Raw genomic sequence first — 18819 nt, 5'->3', positions numbered from 1 at the left:
GCGTTCTCCTTTGTGGATCGATCAGTAAAGCGTCTTGGCAAGCGTCTCGGCGGCGCGGTCGAGGTCGTGGACCTCGCTTCGTCCGACCACCGCATAGGCGACATCGCCGATCTGGAAATAGGCCGACGAAATGTCGCCCGAGGGCGCTATCGTCGGCTTGACGACGTCGAAGGTTCCGGGCCGGATCGCAAACAGCGACACCAGCCCCATGTCTTTCGTCTCGACCGCCATCTCGACGCTCGGCCCAAAGCGCGACGGATAGATCTGCACGTCGCGCACCCTCCAATCCGTCGGCAGCGACGGCATGACGATGGCAGTGGCGGCGCGGATTTCGCCGGCGTTGTAATTGGGCGCTTCCGGCTGCGAGGGCATGCTCTCGCGCACCAGCGTCGTCCTGTGGGCCTGCACCGCCTCGTCGACATAGGCGGGCGGCTGCGGCGAGGCGACGACCTTGGTCACCGACATCGGCCCGATGATGCCGTTTGCCAGCCAGCCGGCGGCGACGAAGCCGGCGACCGCCGCCGCGCGCTGCAACACGCCGAAGAGCCGGCCGCGGGCAAGCCCCCTCTCCAGCCGCCGCGCGGCATCGGCGGTCGCGGACCGCGCCATGCCTTTGGAGCCGGCCAAACCTGCGGAACCGGCAAGCGCCACGCGCAGTTCATCGCGGGTCCTGAGATCCGACATCACGCGCGCCGCCGCCTCCGGGCGAGCGGACAAGAATGCTTCGACCTCGATGCGGCGGGTGACGTCGACCTGATCGTCGACATAGGCGTCGAGGTCGATATCGGTCACGGGATCGACAGTTGCGGTCATGACGGGCCTCCAACGATCCTGAGATGGTTTTTTGCCTTCGCCGGCTCCTCCATCTCGCGCAGTGCGGCGCGCGCCCTGCCGATGCGTGACATCAGCGTGCCGAGCGGCACGCCGCTGGCATCGGCGGCCTGTTGATAAGAGAGGCCTTCGATGGCGACGAGGTGCAGCGCTGAACGCTGTTCTTCCGGCAGGCTGAAAAAAGCCTCGCGCACCTGCGCTAGGCGCACCGAATGTTCCTGTGGTGCCGGCGTGCTGCCGTCGGCCAGGTATCCAGCCTGTTCGACGCGCGACGCTTCGGACTTGCGGGACCGCATCTTGTCGATGAAGGTGTTGTGGACGATCGACAGCAGCCACGCGCGCAGGTTTCCGCCGGAGCGGAACGTGCTGCGCCGCTCATAGGCGCGCACCAGCGCGTCATGGACAAGATCCTCGGCGTCGGTGCTGTCGCGCGTCAGCGAGCGCGCATAGCGACGCAGCGAACCGAGCTGTCCTAGGATGTCAAAGCGTGGCATCGACGGTTTCATGTCCTGTTTACGGAGCATGTGGGGATTTTAATCCCTGCCCTGCCCATTTTTTCCCTTTGAGGACATCGTTCGCCTCTACCCTCGCCTCGCAGCATCGAGCGGCTATCCCTGGAACCGCATGATGAAGCCGAGAAATACAAGCTCCCGGAATCGTTGTGCGGGTGATTTCCATCGGTGCATCGACGGCAGGCATGGCGGCAGTGGGCCCAATGTGGCGACTGGAATGCAGTAGATCGTGCCTACTTCACACGCCTCTTCTCCAGCTTCCTCGCCAGCGTCCGGCGGTGCATGCCCAACCGTCGTGCTGTCTCGGAAATGTTGAAGTCGGCCTCCACCAGCATTTCGTGGATGCGCTCCCATTCGAGGTTCTTTATCGAGGTTGGTCGCTCGGCGAGCGGCACCGAAGCATTGCCCTCGACCTGGCCGAAAGCGGCTTCAATGTCGTCGGTGTTGGCGGGCTTGGCAAGATACTGGCAGGCGCCGAGCTTGATCGCCTCGACAGCGGTGGCGATGCTTGCAAAGCCGGTCAACACGACGATCCGCATTTCAGGATCGTGCTCGTGCAGCGCCCTGACGCATTCCAGGCCCGAGCCGCTGGCAAGCTTGAGATCGACGACGGCATATTGGAAGGCAACGGTGCCGATCAGCGCATGCACGCCGTCGACGCTCCGGCAGCTATGCGTTTCGTAGTCACGCCGTTCGAAAGACCGGCGCAGTGCGTTGGCAAAGGCGATGTCGTCCTCGACGATCAACAGCGTGCGTTTAGTCGGCATTGTGCCCTCGCGGAGACAGAGCAGCCAGCGGCAGATGCAACGTAACCGAAGCTCCCCCCTCGGTTCTATTTCTTACGGTGACGCTACCCCCCAGCTTGCGGATGACATTGACGACCAGAAACAGGCCGAGCCCGCTACCTGGCCGGTTTTTGGTCGACGTATAGGGCTTGCCGAATTCAGCAAGCATGGCTTCTTCAAATCCCGGTCCCGCGTCGACAACTTCGACGATAAGATCGTCAGCGTGGCGGCTGACGATCAACCCGACCCATAGAGGCGACGCTTCAAGTGCGTTGTCCAGTACATTGAACATCACCTGTTTGAGCGCAGGATCGGAGACGATCTCCTGGTTGGCGCCGAAACGCCTGGTGTATTCGAAACCTTGCGGCAGCCGTGTCGATTTCCATTCGGCCACCAGCTCCGCCAGGAAGGTGTCGACGGAGGTGCGAACCGTGCCTTCGCCGCGCAATTCGCCCGACGACATCAGGATTCCCGAAACGATCTTCTTGCAACGGTCCAACTGGCCCTGCATCTCCCGGATTTCCTGCGCCAGATCCGGATCGGCCTCGAGAGCCGGCATGCGCTGCCAGTCGTTGAGGATGACCGAAAGCGTGGCCAGCGGCGTGCCGAGCTCATGCGCGGCGCCAGAGGCGAGCAGGCCCATCCTGACGATGTGAGCCTCCTCCGCCGACTGCTGGCGCAAATCCGCAAGATGGGCGTCGCGGGTGCGAATGTTGTTCTGGACCCTGGTGATGAACAGCACCAGAAGCGTTGCCGCCAGGACGAAACAGATGAACATGCCTTGGATGTGCAAGCTGAACAGCCCGGCACCGTGTGCGGCGGGCAGGCTGATCTCACGGTAGAAAGTGGTCAGCGCGATGAAGCACGTGCTTGCAATGAGAACAAGGGCCCAGACCGACCATGTCTCCAGCAGCACCGCGCCCAGGATGACCTGGAGCAGGTAAAGCGAAATGAAGGGATTGGACGCGCCGCCGCTCAGGTAAAGCTGGACCGTCAACGCGGTGACGTCGAGCAGCAGCCCAAGAAACAGCTCGGTGTTGGTGATCGCGTCCTGGCTGCTGTGCCGGCGCAGGCTGGCGACATTGAGAGCGATCAGCAGCAGGATCACCACCGCCATCGGCACCAGCGGCAGGCCGATGCCAAGCGCGTAGCGGACGAACAGGATCGTCACGATCTGACCACCGACCGCGATCCAGCGCAGTTGGATCAGAAGCAGGAAATTCTGTTTGTTGGTCTTGTCGTGCAGAGTCATTGGGCCGGGAGGTCCCCAGCCCTGGCCAAGCAGGTCACTCAAGCGGGCGTCCGATCCAGGCGCTGGTTGAGCCTCAGCGCCAGCAACGTGCACAGCGCTCCCGACAACAGATAGGCGCCTGACGAGATCAGCCCGAAATGGGCGGACAGGAACAGGGCGACTATGGGGGCGAAGCCGGCGCCGAACAGCCAGGCGAGGTCCGAGGTCAGCGCAGCACCTGTATAGCGGTAGGTCTTTGAAAAGTTCGAGGCGAGTGCTCCTGAAGACTGGCCGAACGACAGGCCGAGCAGGACGAAGCCCAATACCATGAAGACGGACTCTCCGACGAAGCCGCCATCGAGCAGCTGTGGCGCGAAACCGCTGAAAACGGCGATGGCCACCGCCGAGCCTCCTAGCAAGGGCCAGCGCCCAACCCGGTCGGCGACGAAGCCCGAGATCGCGATTGCCGCCAGGCCGAAGAAGGCTCCGATCGTCTCGATGACCAGGAACCGGGCCGGTCCCTCGCGCGTGAACAGGAAAATCCAGGACAGAGGAAACACCGTCACCATGTGGAACAGGGCGAAGCTCGCCAGCGGCGCGAAGGCGCCGAGCACGACAGTGCGCCCTTCGGCGCGCAACGTCTCGCGGACGGAAGTCGGCTCCAGTTCCTGGCCTTCGAACAGTTTGGTGTATTCCGGCGTCACCACGATGCGCAGCCGTGCGAACAGGGCGACGACATTGATAGCGAAGGCGACGAAGAACGGGTAGCGCCAACCCCAGCTGAAGAAGTCTTCGGCCGACAGGTTGCCGACGAAATATGCAAACAGGGCGCTGGCAACGATGAGCCCGAGTGGTGCGCCCAGCTGCGGGATCATCGCATACCAGCCGCGGCGCTTTTCGGGCGCATTCAACGCCAGCAGCGAGGCAAGTCCATCCCATGTCCCGCCCAGCGCCAGTCCCTGACCGATCCGGAACATGGCCAGCAGCCAGGCCGAAGCCGGGCCGATCTGGTCGTAGCCGGGCACGAAGGCGATCGACACGGTCGAGGTCCCCAGCAGGAACAGCGCGATGGTGAGTTTGGCGCTGCGTCCGTAGGCGCGGTCGAGCGCGGTGAAGATCGCCGTCCCGATCGGCCGCGCGATGAAGGCAAGCGCGAAGATGGCGAAGGAGTAGAGCGTGCCGGTCAACGGGTCGGCATAAGGAAATACGAGCTTCGGAAAAACGATGACGGAAGCGATCGCGTAGACGAAGAAGTCGAAGAATTCCGACGTCCTGCCGATGATGACGCCAACGGCGATTTCGCCGGGCTTCACCTCATGATGCCGCGCGTTGATCCGTCTTGCGTCGGCTTCCATCTTCGAAGTTGGGCTCACAGCATTCTCCGTCGCCCCGCCGCGGTGTCATACGATCGCTTGCCATGTGCGCGGGCCAGATGCTTTGATGACGCCTGCCGCGTCATTGCGGCATTGGACAAATTGTCCAATGCCTTCATTGCCGCGGTGCGGCTAGCACTGGGGGGAACAACCGACAGGTCATACATTGAGCCGTCTCCGTACCCTTTTCCTGCTGCCCCTGCTGGCATCGCTCGGCTCCTGCAGCATGGTCGTCATGAACCCTGCCGGCGACGTCGCCGCGCAGCAGCGCGACCTGCTGATGGTGTCCACGGCACTGATGCTGATCGTCATCATACCGGTGATGGCTCTCACCATATTCTTTGCCTGGCGATACCGCCAGTCCAACCGCGAGGCGCGCTACGAGCCGGATTGGGACCACTCGACCCATCTCGAGCTCGTCATTTGGGCTGTGCCGCTTCTGATCATCATCTGCCTGGGCGCGGTGACGTGGATGGGGACGCATCTGCTCGACCCCTATCGGCCGATCGGACGTGTATCGGCCGGCAAGCCGCTGCCGCCGGACGTGCGCCCGCTTGAGGTCGAAGTCGTCGCGCTCGACTGGAAATGGCTGTTCATCTATCCGGAGTACGGCGTCGCCATGGTCAACGAACTGGCTGCGCCGGTCGACCGGCCGATCAGCTTTCGCATCACCTCCGCATCGGTGATGAACTCCTTCTACATTCCAGCACTGGCCGGCCAGATCTATGCGATGCCGGGTATGGAAACCAGGCTGCACGCCGTCATAAACAAGTCCGGCGACTATGAAGGGTTCTCCGCCAACTACAGCGGCGCCGGCTTCTCGGGAATGCGCTTCGCGTTCCACGGCCTAGACGATGCCGGTTTCCAGGCATGGATCGCGAAGGCAAAGGACGGCGGCGGCAAACTCGACCGAAACGGCTATCTGGAGCTCGAACAGCCCAGCGAGAACCAACCCGTGCGCCATTATGCGGCGGTGGATGCCCATCTCTACAAGGCGATCCTCAACATGTGCGTCGAGCCCGGCAAGATGTGCATGAGCGAGATGTCGCAGATCGATGCCAAGGGCGGTCTGGGAATGGCCGGCATCCGCAACACCCTGCCGCTGCTGTATGACAAGTTCGCCCGGCGCGGCACGATATTCGGCCCTGCCCCATCCTATGTCGCCAGCATATGCACGACCGAAGAAGCACTGGCGGCTTCGAAGGCTGATCAATCCGCCACGCCGATGACCTCGACGCCGATAGTCGGCGCTGGTCTGCAACGGCCACCGCCCCTGTCGATCCGACTGCCGTCACCTTCCGCAACCGGCACGCTTCGGTCGCCCTTCAACTCCTGAGGCGCCACGCAAGACATGTTCGACAATCCTGCTCTTCTCAAGGCGATCTTCGGCCGGCTCACGCTCGAGTCGCTGCCGCTGCACGAACCCATCGTGGTCGCGACCTTCGTAGTCGTCGCGCTGGGCGGCATCGCCCTCGTCGGCGCGCTGACCTATTTCAAGCTCTGGGGCTATCTGTGGCGCGAATGGTTCACCAGCGTCGACCACAAGCGCATCGGTGTGATGTACATGGTGCTCGGCATCGTCATGCTGCTGCGCGGCTTCAGCGACGCCATCATGATGCGGCTCCAGCAGGCGATGGCCTTCGGCGGTTCGGAAGGCTACCTCAATTCGCATCACTACGACCAGATCTTCACCGCGCACGGCGTGATCATGATCTTCTTCGTGGCGATGCCGCTGGTGACGGGCCTGATGAATTTCGTCGTCCCGCTGCAGATCGGCGCGCGCGACGTGTCGTTTCCGTTCCTCAACAATTTCAGCTTCTGGATGACGGTCGGCGGCGCGGTCATCGTCATGATGTCGCTGTTCGTCGGCGAATTCGCCCGCACCGGCTGGCTTGCCTATCCGCCGCTGTCGGGTATCGGCTACAGTCCCGATGTCGGTGTCGATTATTATATCTGGGCCCTGCAAGTGGCGGGCGTCGGCACGCTGCTGTCGGGCGTGAACCTGGTCTGCACCATCGTCAAGATGCGCGCGCCAGGCATGACCATGATGAGAATGCCGATCTTCACCTGGACCGCGCTCTGCACCAATGTGCTCATCGTCGCCGCCTTCCCGGTGCTGACGGCGGTGCTGGCCCTGCTGGCTCTCGACCGCTATGTCGGCACCAACTTCTTCACGAACGACTTCGGCGGCAATCCGATGATGTACGTGAACCTGATCTGGATCTGGGGCCACCCCGAGGTCTACATCCTGATCCTGCCGGCCTTCGGCATATTCTCCGAAGTGACCTCGGCCTTCTGCGGCAAGCGGCTCTTCGGCTACACATCGATGGTCTACGCAACCATCGTCATCACCATCCTGTCCTACCTGGTCTGGCTGCATCACTTCTTCACCATGGGATCGGGAGCGAGCGTCAACTCGTTCTTCGGCATCACAACGATGATCATTTCGATCCCGACAGGCGCCAAGATATTCAACTGGCTGTTCACCATGTACCGTGGCCGCATCCGCTTCGAACTGCCGATGATGTGGACGGTCGCCTTCATGCTGACCTTCGTGGTCGGCGGCATGACCGGCGTGCTGCTCGCGGTTCCGCCAGCCGACTTCGTGCTCCACAACAGCCTGTTCCTGGTCGCGCATTTCCACAACGTCATCATCGGCGGCGTGCTGTTCGGCCTGTTTGCCGGCATCAGCTACTGGTTCCCCAAGGCATTCGGATTCCGGCTTGATCCGTTCTGGGGAAAGATGTCGTTCTGGTTCTGGGTGGTCGGCTTCTGGTTCGCCTTCATGCCGCTCTACATCCTCGGCTTGATGGGCGTAACGCGCCGGCTGCGCACCTTTGAGGATCCCTCGCTGCAGATCTGGTTCATCATCGCCGCCTTCGGCGCCTTCCTGATCCTGCTTGGCATCCTGTCCTTCCTCATCCAGATCTTCGTCAGCGTGCGCCGGCGGGAGCAGCTTCGCGACGATACCGGCGATCCGTGGGACGGGCGTACGCTCGAATGGGCGACGTCCTCGCCGCCGCCGGCCTACAATTTCGCCTTCACGCCGGTCGTCCACGATCTCGACGCCTGGACGGACATGAAGAATCGCGGCTACCAGCGTCCGTTGACGGGCTTCCGCGACATCCACATGCCGCGCAACACCGGAGCCGGCGTCGTCCTGGCCGGGTTGAGCGTGGTGCTTGCCATGGCGCTCATCTGGTACATTTGGTGGCTGGCGATCGTCAGCTTCGTCGCCCTGATCGGCTACGCCATCGCGCATACTTTCAACTACGACCGGGACTTCCACATTCCGTCCAGTGACGTCACCCGCGTCGAGGACGAGCGGACACGCCTGCTCGCAGCCACCAGCCAGGCGGGATAAGCACCATGGCACACGCCGACACGGTGATCGACGACACAGTCTTCCACCTGGAAGACGACCACGGCCATGCCGAGAGCGGCAGCAGCACCATGCTCGGCTTCTGGATCTATCTGATGAGCGACTGCCTCATCTTCGCGATGCTGTTCGCGGTCTACGGCGTGCTCGGTGGCAATTACGCGGCCGGACCCGCGCCGAAGGACCTGTTCGATCTTCCGCTGGTCGCGCTCAACACCACGATGCTGCTCCTGTCCTCCATCACTTACGGCTTCGCGATGCTGGAGATGGCGAAGGGAAGGGTGAAGCCCATGCAGGTGTGGCTGGTGATCACTGGCCTGTTCGGCCTCGCCTTTCTCAGCATCGAACTCTACGAATTCGCCCATTTCATCCACGAGGGGGCGACGCCGCAGCGCAGCGGCTTCCTGTCGTCGTTCTTCACGCTGGTCGGAACGCACGGCCTGCACGTCACCTTCGGCCTGATCTGGCTGGTGGTGCTGATGGTGCAGGTCTCCAGGCATGGGCTGATCGTCGCGAACCAGCGGCGCCTGATGTGCCTGAGCATGTTCTGGCACTTCCTCGACGTCATCTGGATCGGCGTCTTCACCTTCGTTTATCTGATGGGAATGTTGCGATGAGCGCCGGGCATCAAACAGACACCAGCGACCAGAGCCACGCGCATCACGGCGTCGATCACGGCTCGCTGCGCGGCTATCTGACAGGCTTCGGCCTGTCCGTCGTGCTGACCGCCATTCCCTTCTGGCTGGTCATGACCAACGCGCTCGGCAATCAGATGGCGTCGGCGATTGCCATCATGGCCTTCGCCGTCGTGCAAATCATCGTCCACATGGTGTTCTTTCTGCATATGAACACCAGGTCGGAGAACGGCTGGACCATGATGGCCCTGATCTTCACCCTCATCCTGGTGGTGATCGCGCTGACGGGCTCACTCTGGGTCATGTACCATCTGAACGTCAACATGATGCCCGGCCATGACATGAGTCAGATACCCTGAGAGAGGGACCTGGCTTGGATGAACAGGCACGGACGACACCGCATTCGAATACAGGCGACGGCCAAAGGGTTACGCGTTCACCATGGACGCTGTTGGTGCTTTGCCTTTGCGGGGCCATCGGCATTACCGGCTCTTCGGCGCTTGGTGTCTGGCAGCTGGAGCGCCGCGTCTGGAAACTCGACCTGATCGAGCGTGTCGACCAGCGTCTCAAGGCAGTACCTGTGGCCGCCCCGGCGCCTTCGGCCTGGCCAGAGATCAACGCCAGGGATGACGAGTATCGCCAGCTTGCCGTCACGGGCCGGTTTCTCGGTGATCGCGAAACCCTGGTCCAGGCGGTCACCGATCGCGGCGGTGGCTTCTGGGTAATGGCGCCGTTCCGAGCGGATGATGGCTTCACGATTCTGGTGAACAGGGGCTTCGTGCCGACGGACAAGCGCGATCCGGCAACCCGCCTCGCAGGCAAGCCCTCGGGCAATCACACCGGAATTCACGGCCTGCTGCGCATCAGCGAACCGAAAGGCGGCTTCCTGCGTACCAACGATCCGGCCGCCAACCGCTGGTATTCGCGCGATGTGCAGGCGATCGCCACGACGCAAGGCCTCGGGCAGGTCGCTCCTTATTTCATCGATGCCGATGCCACGCCCAATCCGGGAGGGTGGCCGGTCGGCGGCTTGACGGTGGTTTCGTTCCACAACAACCATCTGGCCTATGCCCTGACATGGTTCGGGCTGGCCTTGATGGTGCTGGGCGCGGTCGCCTATCTGTTGCGGCAGGCTGTGAAAGACAGGCACGGTGGGGGCTGACCACTGGCCGTGGCAAAGCCGAAATTTGCGCACGGAAGCGCTCATGCCGGCGCGGACGATGGCGTGGTGGCTCTGTTGATGTTGGCTGGTCATTTTCCCACGCGCATCAATGGGTTCCGCACCGAACCCCGTCCATATCACGGGGAGCGTGCAGGGCAGGCTTCCCGGCACCCCCGTCTCAGGCTGGATCACCTAGCTAAAACCGCTGGCGAAACGCGACCGATTTGCGTATCACTCCGCCGCCATTGGAGCCGTATCGATGTTTGAAGCCCTGCAGCCCGCCCCCGCCGACAAGATCCTGGCCCTGATCGGCCTTTATCGCGCCGATCCGCGCCCCGACAAGGTCGACCTCGGCGTCGGCGTCTACAAGGATCGCGACGGCAAGACGCCGGTCATGCGCGCCGTGCGCGAAGCCGAAAAGCGGCTCTTGGAGGGTCAGGACACCAAGACCTATCTCGGCCTTGCCGGCGATACCGGCTTCAACACAGTGATGGCCAAGCTCGCCTTCGGTCCAGGCGCCGACATGACGCGCATCCGCGCCGCACAGGCGCCCGGCGGTTCCGGCGCGCTGCGGCTGGTGGCGGAACTGCTGAAGCGGACGCGCTCGGATGCAACCATCTGGCTATCGGATCCGACCTGGCCGAACCACATGCCGGTGATGCGCGCCGCCGGCCTGCAGATCCGTGAATATCCCTATTTCGATGCGGCCTCGGGCGCCGTTCGTTTCGACGACATGCTGGCCGCGTTGCGGACGGCAAAGAGCGGCGACGTCGTGTTGCTGCATGGCTGCTGCCACAACCCGACCGGCGCCAATCTGGATGCGGCACAGTGGGCAGCCGTTACCGATCTGGTCGTCGAGCGCGAGCTGCTGCCGTTTGTCGACATCGCCTATCAGGGCTTTGGCGATGGCCTTGAGGCCGATGCCCTCGGCTTGCGCCTGCTGGCCGCGAAGGTTCCGGAAATGGTCGTCGCCTCAAGCTGCTCGAAGAATTTCGCCGTCTACCGCGACCGCGTCGGCGCGGCGATGATCCTGGCCAGGGACGGCGCACAGGCGGACGTGGCGATGAGCCAGATGCTGTCGGCGGCGCGCGCCATGTATTCGATGCCGCCGGACCATGGTGCGGCCGCGGTGCGCATCGTGCTCGAAGACGCCACCTTGCGCGCCGACTGGGAAGCCGAGCTCGAAGAGATGCGGCTGCGCATGCTCAGGCTTCGGGTCCAGTTCGCCGAGGCGCTGCGCCGGCAGTCCAATTCCGACCGTTTCGATTTCGTCGCCAGCCATCGCGGCATGTTTTCTCGCCTTGGCCTCACCGAAGCGCAGGTCGAGCGGTTGCGCGCCGAGCACGGCATCTACATGGTCGGCGACAGCCGCATCAATGTCGCCGGCCTACCCGAGGACGGCATGGACGAACTCGCCAAGGCGATCGTTTCGGTTCTTGATTGACGCGGCTCATCTGTGGACAAGGCTCCCGCGCCGACTGACAGCGTTGGCCGCGCGGCCGGTCGCGGGATAGCATCCGATAGACTGTTTTGACGCAATTCCGGACAGAAAACCGTTCCACACTTTTCCTGGAATAGCTCTAGATGACGCCATCGAAAGACATTTCGCGCCTGATCGAGATCATGGCGGCGCTGCGGGCGCCGAAGACTGGCTGCCCCTGGGACATCGAACAGGATTTCTCGACCATTGCGCCCTATACGATCGAGGAAGCCTATGAGGTGGCGGACGCCATCGCGCGCGGCGACCTCGACGATCTGCGCGACGAGCTCGGCGATCTTCTGCTGCAGGTCGTCTACCACGCGCAAATGGCCGAGGAAGCCGGTGAATTCGCCTTCTCTGACGTGGTGCAAGCCATCACCACCAAGATGATCCGACGCCATCCGCATGTCTTCGGCGACGAAGAAGCCCGTAGCGCCGGCATGGCCAAGGGCATGTGGGAAAAGATCAAGGCAGAAGAGAAGGCGGAGAAACGAAGCGCCCGCCTCGCGCGTGGTCTCGATCCCGAAGACAATGGCAAGGGGTTTCTGGACAGCGTGCCGGTCGCCCTGCCCGCACTGACCCGGGCGCTGAAACTACAGGAGAAGGCCGCCCGCGTCGGCTTCGACTGGAGCGAGGCGGCGCCCATCCTCGACAAGATCGAGGAAGAGATCGGCGAATTGCGCGAGGCACTGGCCAAGGGCGACACCGCCTCGATCAAGGACGAGTTCGGCGACATGCTGTTTGCCGTCGTCAATCTCGGCCGTCATCTCAAGCTCGATTCCGAAGCAGCGCTGAGCGGCACCAACGAAAAATTCCGCTCGCGCTTCCACTATGTCGAACAGGCATTGGAGAAAGCCGGCAACACGCTGGACAAGGCTGATCTGGCCGAGATGGAAGCACTATGGCAGGAAGCAAAGATTGCGAAGTAAGTTACATTAGCCGTTGTTTTTACGACGCAATCTGCTTTCGATCTCTTCGCGGGCGCTTTGCGTGGCCTTGAGCGAGATGGTGGCGCTGCCATCATCATTGTCGCTTCGCGAAACGACATCGCCATTGCGGTAAAGCCAGTCGACAAGGCCGAACTGTGCCGGCTCGATCGTCACGGTGAGGTCTTCGAGTTCGCCCGCCATCCGCGTTTCGATGATCGCCTTCAGCGCATCGATGCCCTCGCCGGTCACCGCCGACACCGCGATCGGCGGCGCCTTGTTGGCATCGGCGCCGTCGGCAAGCAGCCGGGTCCGGTTGCCTTCGTCGAGCCGGTCGATCTTGTTCCACACTTCGATCACCCGCTTGGCGTCGCCGGCGTCAACACCGAGGTCGGCCAGGATACGCTCGACATCTTCGGCCTGGGCGGCCGTGTCCGGATCCGAAATGTCGCGCAGATGAAGCACGAGATCGGCCTCGACTACCTCTTCCAGGGTGGCGCGGAAAGCCGCGATCAGATGCGTCGGCAGATCCGAGATGAAACCCACAGTGTCAGATAGGATGATCGGCGTGCCATGTGGCAGGCGCACGCGGCGCAGCGTCGGATCGAGCGTGGCGAACAGCATGTCCTGCGCCAGCACATCCGCCCCGGTCAGCCGGTTGAACAGCGTCGACTTGCCGGCATTGGTGTAGCCGACGATCGCCACCACCGGGAACGGCACCTTCCTGCGCTTGGCGCGGTGCAAGTCGCGCGTGCGCCGCACCGTTTCCAGCTCCTGCTTCAGCTTGATGATCTTTTCCTGCAACTGCCGCCGGTCGGATTCGATCTGTGTTTCGCCGGGCCCCCCGAGGAAGCCGGCGCCACCGCGCTGGCGCTCCAAATGGGTCCAACTGCGCACGAGACGGCCCTTCTGGTAATTGAGATGGGCGAGCTCGACCTGCAGCGTGCCTTCCTTGGTGCGCGCGCGCTCGCCGAAAATCTCGAGGATCAGCCCGGTGCGGTCCAGCACCTTGGCGTTCAGCTCCTTCTCCAGATTGCGTTGCTGCACCGGGGTCAGCGGATGGTCGACGACGACCACCTCCGCGTGTCCCTCTTTGACGATTTCGGCGAATTCGGCGACCTTGCCGCTGCCGAGCAACGTCGCCGGGCGCGGATCGTTGATGGTAACCACCGCAGTGTGGACCAGGTCGAGGTTGATGGCGCGGGCAAGGCCAACTGCCTCGTCATGACGAGCATCAGCCGAACGCATCAACCGAGGACGGTTGGTCTCGTCGTCGTTGCGCTGGTGGCGGGTAAGGACGGGCACAATGACAACAGCCCGGGTCGGGCCCTTGGCTTCCGTCCCGGGATGATGTGTTGGTTTTCCGCGAACGGTGGCGTCCGCGTCTTTCTCACGTGCCAATCAGGCGCCCTGGCTTTCCTCACCATCGAACATCTGAACCGGCTGGCTCGGCATGATCGTGGAAATGGCGTGCTTGTAGACGAGCTGGGAGTGACCGTCGCGGCGCAGCAGGACACAGAAATTGTCGAACGAAGTGACCACGCCGGTCAGCTTCACGCCGTTGATGAGGAAGATGGTGAGCGGGTTCTTGCTCTTGCGAACTGAATTCAGGAACAGGTCCTGAAGGTTTTGCGATCGTTCCGCCATTGTTCTTGTCTTTCGCCGATCCCCTTCGGTTTGCAAGCCAATGCGCCAAATTAACGGGCGCATGTCAAGCTCGCAAACACCGTCTTGTCGTCAGTAACGACAAGCAGAACGAGATATATTGATGTTCATTCCACCTGTGCGGTTATCAGGCTGGACTTTTTTCCGCAATGTCAAAAAAGGCCTGCCGCAACGAAAGTGTTATTGAGCCGGGGTGCCCATTGGCGACCGTATCGCCGTCGATGGCCACCACCGGCATGGCGATTGTCGTTGCGGAGCTGATGAACGCCTCGCGTGCCGCCTTGGCCTCGGCGACGGAAAAGCCGCGCTCCTCGATCTTCAGGCCAAGCTTGGCCGCCACTTCGAACATGGTCGTGCGGGTGATGCCGCGCAAGATGCCGTGCTCGGCCGGCCTGGTGACCAGGACGCCGTCCCGGGTGACGATCCAGGCATTGGACGAGCCGCCTTCTTTTACGTTGCCTTCATCGTCGACGAACCAGGCTTCCTGCGCACCGGCTTCCTTGGCCTTCTGCTTGGCCAATACATTGGGCAGCAGCCCGACGGTCTTGATGTCGACGCGGTCCCAGCGGTTCTCCGGCACGGTGATGACCGCGATGCCGGTCTCGGCTCGCTTCGCTCCAGCCGCTGGGTCGGCCTTCCTGGCGGTGACTACCAGGGCCGGCTTCGTGTCGGCGGAAGGGAAGGCGAAGTCGCGGCTGGCCACGCCGCGCGTCACCTGCACGTAGACCAGGCCATTGGCGACCTGGTTGCGATTGACCACCTCGCGCAGAATGAGTGGCAGCACGCGGGAGGTGACCGGCCAGGCGATCGACAATTCGGTCAGCGAGCGGTTCAGCCGGGACAGATGGCGCGGCATGTCGACGATGAAACCACGCGCCACCTCGCAGACCTCATAGACACCGTCGGCGAACTGATAGCCACGGTCCTCGATATGGACGGCGGCATCGGCGTGCGTGACATAGCGCCCGTTGACATAGGCAATGCGCGGCATGGGCAACCTCTAGATATTCTCGGGGCTTTCTTATGCGATTCCACCGCCGCCGTAACCGGCAAATGCTCGGCCCGGGCGCGGCGGCTGGATATGTCGCGCTCAGACGCCCAGCGACTTCAGCTTGCGATGCAGAGCGGAGCGCTCCATGCCGATGAACTCGGCGGTCTTCGAGATGTTGCCGCCGAACCGGTTGATCTGGGCGATCAGGTAATCCTTCTCGAACTGCTCACGCGCTTCGCGCAACGGCAGCGCCATGATGTGCTGGTCGGATTGATTCGGCGTGCGCGGCATGACATCGCCGATCTCGGCCGGCAACAGGTCGGCGGTGATCGGCGCATCGACGTCGTCGCCGCGCGCAAGGATCATCAGGCGCTCGACATTGTTGCGCAGCTGGCGAACGTTGCCCGGCCAGTTGTGCGCCTGCAGCACGGCCAGCGCGTCGTCGCCGATGCGGCGCGGCTTGATGCCGGCCTGGCGGGCGATCTGCTTCATGAAATTATCGACGAGGTAGGGAATATCCTCGCGCCGCTCGGCCAATCCCGGCACGATGACCGGAACCACCGCGAGGCGATGGTAAAGATCCTCGCGAAAACGCCCGTCGGCAATCATCGCTTCGAGGTTCTGCGAGGTCGAGGAGATGATGCGGACATCGACCTTGACCCGCTTGGTTCCCCCTACCCGCTCGAACTGCTGCTCGACCAGCACGCGCAGGATCTTGTTCTGCGTCTCGCGCGGCATGTCGGCCACCTCGTCGATGTAGAGGATACCGCGATGGGCCTCCTCCAGCGCCCCGACCTTGCGCTCGACGCCATTCGATTCGGTGCCGAACAGCTCGATCTCCATGCGCTCGGGCGTGATGTTGGCGGCGCTCAGCGTCACGAAAGGTGCGCTCTTGCGCGCCGACAGCGTGTGGATGGCGCGCGCGGCCAGTTCCTTGCCCGAGCCAGACGGTCCGATGATCATCACGCGGCTGTTGGTCGGCGCTACGCGTTCGATGGTCTGGCGCAACTGGCTCATCGCCGACGACATGCCGATCAGATCGAAGGTTTCGCCGCTGCGCAGCTTGAGGTCGGAAACCTCGCGCCGCAATTTCGAGGTCTCCAGCGCACGCTCGGCAATAAGGATCAGCCTGTCGGCCTTGAACGGTTTTTCGATGAAGTCATAGGCGCCGCGGCGGATGGCGGAGACCGCCGTTTCGATGTTGCCGTGGCCGGAAATCATCACCACCGGCAAGGTCGGATGCATGGTCTTGATCTCGTCGAGCAGCGCCAGCCCGTCCAGGCGCGAGCCCTGCAGCCAGATATCGAGGAAAATCAGCCGCGGCGCGCGATCAGCTATAGCAGCGAGCGCGCTGTCAGCATCGAATGCCGTGCGGGTTTCGTGACCTTCGTCGCTCAGTATGCCCGCGACGAGCTCACGGATGTCTTCCTCGTCATCGACGATGAGAATATCAGACGCCATTACCGACCTTTTCAGTTTCTCTTTCGTTTTCCGCCCTGCTTTCGCCGCGCGGAGCCGTTGCGGCCGCAGGCGGCAGGATGATGCTGATCATCGCGCCGCGCCCATCGTGGAAGTCCGCTGGAGCATCGTGTAGTTCCAGCCTGCCGCCATGGTCCTCCACGATCTTCTTGACGATAGCGAGGCCAAGTCCGGTGCCCTTCTCGCGTGTGGTCATGTAGGGCTCGAGCAGCCGTTGGCGATTCTCGCGCGGCAGGCCTTTGCCATTGTCGATGACGTCGATTCGAATCGCACCATTCTGGCGCCCGGCTTGAATCCGGATTATGCCGTGCGAACCATCCTTCTGTTCCAATCCGTCGATTGCCTCGGCGGCGTTCTTGATCACATTGCCGAAAGCCTGCGCCATCAGGCGGCTGTCGAACGTGCCCTTGAGCGGCTCGGTGCCAAAGATCCGCTCGAAAGTGATGTCGGCGCGGCTGACCTCGACCAGGAACGAGGCCTCACGCAGCGATTCGCGCAGATCTATCGCCTTCATCTCGGGCTTTGGCATGCGCGCGAACGCCGAGAATTCGTCGACCATACGGCCGATATCCTCAACCTGACGGATGATGGTGTCGGTGCATTGGTCGAAAACCTCGCGGTCCTCGGTAATCACCTTGCCGTAACGGCGCTTGATACGTTCGGCCGAGAGCTGGATCGGCGTCAGCGGGTTCTTGATCTCGTGGGCGATACGCCGCGCCACGTCCGCCCAGGCCGACGAGCGCTGCGCCTGAACCAGGTCGGTGATGTCGTCGACCGTCACCACATAGGATTTTTCCTCCGAGCCGTCGTCGCCGGCCTCGATGGTGATCTGCACGTTGAAGGTCCGCTCGGCACCGGCGCGGTAAAAGGTCACCTGCTCGCGATAGACGGGTTTGCCGGACTTGCGGCCGATCTCGAAGACGCGGCCGACATGCGGCAGCACGGCGGAAAGATTCTGCCCAAGGGCTGCGCTGGCCGAAATCGCCAGCATCGCCTCGGCCGAGCGGTTGACGATGGTGACGATGCCGTAGGGATCGACGCCGATGACGCCAGCGGTAACGCCGGCAAGCACGGCTTCCGAGAAGCGGCGCCGTTCGTCGATCAGGTCCTTGGCGGACAGGATCTCATTGCGCTGCGATTTCAGTTCGAGAAGCATCTTGTTGAACGTATCGCCGAGCGACGCGACATCGCCGTCCGAAGGCCTGACGGGAACCGCGACGTCGAGATTGCCGGTCGCGACCTCGTCGGCGGCGCCGATGAGCTGGCGAATGGGCCGCACCAGACGGTCGGCGACCGCAATGCCGGTCCAGATCGCGGACAGGATAATGATGAGCGTCAACGACAGATAGGGCAGCGCGAAGGCCACCTGAGAGGTACGGCGGTTATCTTCCAGCCCCCGATATTCGTCGGTGTTGGACCTGACGATCTGCCTTGCCTTGATCACTTCGGGGTCGACGAGCCGAATGGTGTAGAGGTAGAGTCCTTCGATCTCCCGCAGCTTGACGATGGCACCCATGATGTTGCGCGTTTTCGGTTCGATCAGCACCGGCTTGCCGTCGGTAGCGCTGGCCACCGCGCCTTCCGGCGGCTCGGGCATGGCGAAATCCGTATCGGTCTTGGCGCTCATGACGAAAGAGCCGTCCGGCTTGATCAGCGCCGCATGGGCCAGCGAACGGCCCACGGCTTCCTTGTTCATCAGGTCGAGAAAGCCGGTACGATCAAGGCCGTAGAGCGTGCGCGACGCATCGAGATCATAGGCCATGGACAGCGTCGTGCCCTGGAGGTTGCGGGCATTTTCCTGGACATAGGCGTCGGCGATCGACAGCGATGAATTGACGATCGTCTTGGTGCGGATCTCGAACCAGCGGTCGAGGCCGATGTCGAGCGTGATCGACGCGATGATGGCCACCATGATGGCTGGAATGGCAGCAACCAGGGCGAACATGGCGACAATGCGCACATGCAGCCGCGAAGCGGCCTTGCCATGCCGGCGCGCCATCAGGATGCGGTGCACCTCACGCCCGACCAGCGCGATAAGAAACAGGACGAAAGCCGTGTTGAGGGCAATCAACGCCAGCGTAGTCGACTCGTTCGGTGTGATCGGCGTGGCGCCAACGAGGATGGCGAACGAGATCGCCGCCGTCATCAGCGCGCCGACGACCGCGATCACGCCTGGCAGCGCAAGCAGCCGGCGCCCGTCACGAGCGCCGGGTTCGCTGAAAAGCGGTTGGTTTGTTGTCGGTGCCTGCGGAGCCATGTCGCCGTCTAGAGCCATGATTGCGTCGGATGTATGCAACGCATTGTGGCGATTATGCAACAAGTGTGACCGAGACGGAAATCTTTCGCGAGCCGATCCCCTGAAAAGAGCGC

17 protein-coding genes are annotated in these 18819 nt (G+C 62.7%); 7 read left to right on the top strand and 10 right to left on the bottom strand.

Annotation, left to right across the window (positions count from 1 at the left end; all coding sequences use genetic code 11):
- Positions 1-21: 21 nt before the first annotated feature.
- From NKH95_RS20735 to NKH95_RS20715, 5 genes are all read right to left on the bottom strand, one after another.
- Positions 22-813, bottom strand: coding sequence for an anti-sigma factor family protein (locus NKH95_RS20735; RefSeq protein WP_128304461.1), 792 nt, complete (start codon positions 811-813; stop codon positions 22-24).
- Positions 810-1325: a sigma-70 family RNA polymerase sigma factor gene (locus NKH95_RS20730; protein ID WP_245273246.1), complete on the bottom strand. Its 516-nt coding sequence runs from the start codon at positions 1323-1325 to the stop codon at positions 810-812. The genes NKH95_RS20735 and NKH95_RS20730 overlap by 4 nt, the downstream gene beginning before the upstream one ends.
- A gap of 251 nt (positions 1326-1576) precedes the next feature.
- Positions 1577-2110, bottom strand: a complete 534-nt coding sequence (locus NKH95_RS20725; RefSeq protein WP_023812014.1) for a response regulator transcription factor — start codon at positions 2108-2110, stop codon at positions 1577-1579.
- A complete protein-coding gene (locus tag NKH95_RS20720; protein ID WP_031213491.1) occupies positions 2100-3380 on the bottom strand; it encodes an ATP-binding protein in 1281 nt (426 codons plus the stop codon). The genes NKH95_RS20725 and NKH95_RS20720 overlap by 11 nt, the downstream gene beginning before the upstream one ends.
- Before the next feature lie 38 nt (positions 3381-3418).
- Positions 3419-4714: an MFS transporter gene (locus NKH95_RS20715; RefSeq protein ID WP_164780145.1), complete on the bottom strand. Its 1296-nt coding sequence runs from the start codon at positions 4712-4714 to the stop codon at positions 3419-3421.
- Positions 4715-4898: 184 nt separating this feature from the next.
- On the opposite strand from NKH95_RS20715, the gene cyoA reads away from it, so the two are divergent.
- The 7 genes from cyoA to mazG all read left to right on the top strand — a co-directional run bounded on the left by cyoA (position 4899) and on the right by mazG (position 12317).
- The gene (gene cyoA, locus NKH95_RS20710) at positions 4899-6068 is read left to right on the top strand and encodes a ubiquinol oxidase subunit II (protein WP_128304460.1); all 1170 of its coding nucleotides are present in this window, start codon (positions 4899-4901) and stop codon (positions 6066-6068) included.
- Positions 6069-6083: 15 nt separating this feature from the next.
- Positions 6084-8096 carry a cytochrome o ubiquinol oxidase subunit I gene (gene cyoB, locus NKH95_RS20705; RefSeq protein ID WP_352630633.1) on the top strand — a complete coding sequence of 671 codons (2013 nt, stop codon included), beginning with the start codon at positions 6084-6086 and terminating at the stop codon, positions 8094-8096.
- A 5-nt stretch (positions 8097-8101) separates the two neighbouring features.
- Entirely contained in the window at positions 8102-8728 is a 627-nt protein-coding gene (gene cyoC, locus NKH95_RS20700) for a cytochrome o ubiquinol oxidase subunit III (RefSeq protein WP_352630631.1), read from the top strand.
- Positions 8725-9105 carry a cytochrome o ubiquinol oxidase subunit IV gene (gene cyoD, locus NKH95_RS20695; protein WP_352892801.1) on the top strand — a complete coding sequence of 127 codons (381 nt, stop codon included), beginning with the start codon at positions 8725-8727 and terminating at the stop codon, positions 9103-9105. Before cyoC ends, cyoD begins: the two co-directional genes overlap by 4 nt.
- A 95-nt stretch (positions 9106-9200) precedes the next feature.
- The gene (locus tag NKH95_RS20690) at positions 9201-9908 is read left to right on the top strand and encodes an SURF1 family protein (RefSeq protein WP_352892874.1); all 708 of its coding nucleotides are present in this window, start codon (positions 9201-9203) and stop codon (positions 9906-9908) included.
- Between the two features lie 259 nt (positions 9909-10167).
- A complete protein-coding gene (locus tag NKH95_RS20685; RefSeq protein ID WP_352795546.1) occupies positions 10168-11352 on the top strand; it encodes an amino acid aminotransferase in 1185 nt (394 codons plus the stop codon).
- A gap of 140 nt (positions 11353-11492) precedes the next feature.
- Positions 11493-12317 carry a nucleoside triphosphate pyrophosphohydrolase gene (gene mazG / locus NKH95_RS20680; RefSeq protein ID WP_352892799.1) on the top strand — a complete coding sequence of 275 codons (825 nt, stop codon included), beginning with the start codon at positions 11493-11495 and terminating at the stop codon, positions 12315-12317.
- A gap of 6 nt (positions 12318-12323) precedes the next feature.
- Here mazG and hflX read toward each other — a convergent pair whose 3' ends face one another.
- The 5 genes from hflX to NKH95_RS20655 all read right to left on the bottom strand — a co-directional run bounded on the left by hflX (position 12324) and on the right by NKH95_RS20655 (position 18706).
- A complete protein-coding gene (gene hflX / locus NKH95_RS20675) occupies positions 12324-13715 on the bottom strand; it encodes a GTPase HflX (protein WP_023812024.1) in 1392 nt (463 codons plus the stop codon).
- Complete coding sequence (gene hfq, locus NKH95_RS20670; protein WP_006202172.1) at positions 13716-13961, bottom strand: RNA chaperone Hfq; 246 nt, start codon at positions 13959-13961, stop codon at positions 13716-13718.
- A 145-nt stretch (positions 13962-14106) separates the two neighbouring features.
- A complete protein-coding gene (locus NKH95_RS20665) occupies positions 14107-14970 on the bottom strand; it encodes a D-amino-acid transaminase (RefSeq protein WP_128304455.1) in 864 nt (287 codons plus the stop codon).
- Positions 14971-15069: 99 nt separating this feature from the next.
- Positions 15070-16431 (bottom strand): nitrogen assimilation response regulator NtrX, encoded by a 1362-nt coding sequence (gene ntrX, locus NKH95_RS20660; RefSeq protein WP_023812026.1) that lies wholly within the window; start codon positions 16429-16431, stop codon positions 15070-15072.
- Positions 16421-18706, bottom strand: a complete 2286-nt coding sequence (locus NKH95_RS20655) for a sensor histidine kinase NtrY-like (RefSeq protein ID WP_023812027.1) — start codon at positions 18704-18706, stop codon at positions 16421-16423. The genes ntrX and NKH95_RS20655 overlap by 11 nt, the downstream gene beginning before the upstream one ends.
- Between the last annotated feature and the right edge of the window lie 113 nt (positions 18707-18819).

The organism is Mesorhizobium sp. M0848 (assembly GCF_040319805.1).
In the GTDB taxonomy this organism is placed as follows: Bacteria; Pseudomonadota; Alphaproteobacteria; order Rhizobiales; family Rhizobiaceae; genus Mesorhizobium.
This window is presented reverse-complemented; position numbering and strand designations above follow the sequence as displayed.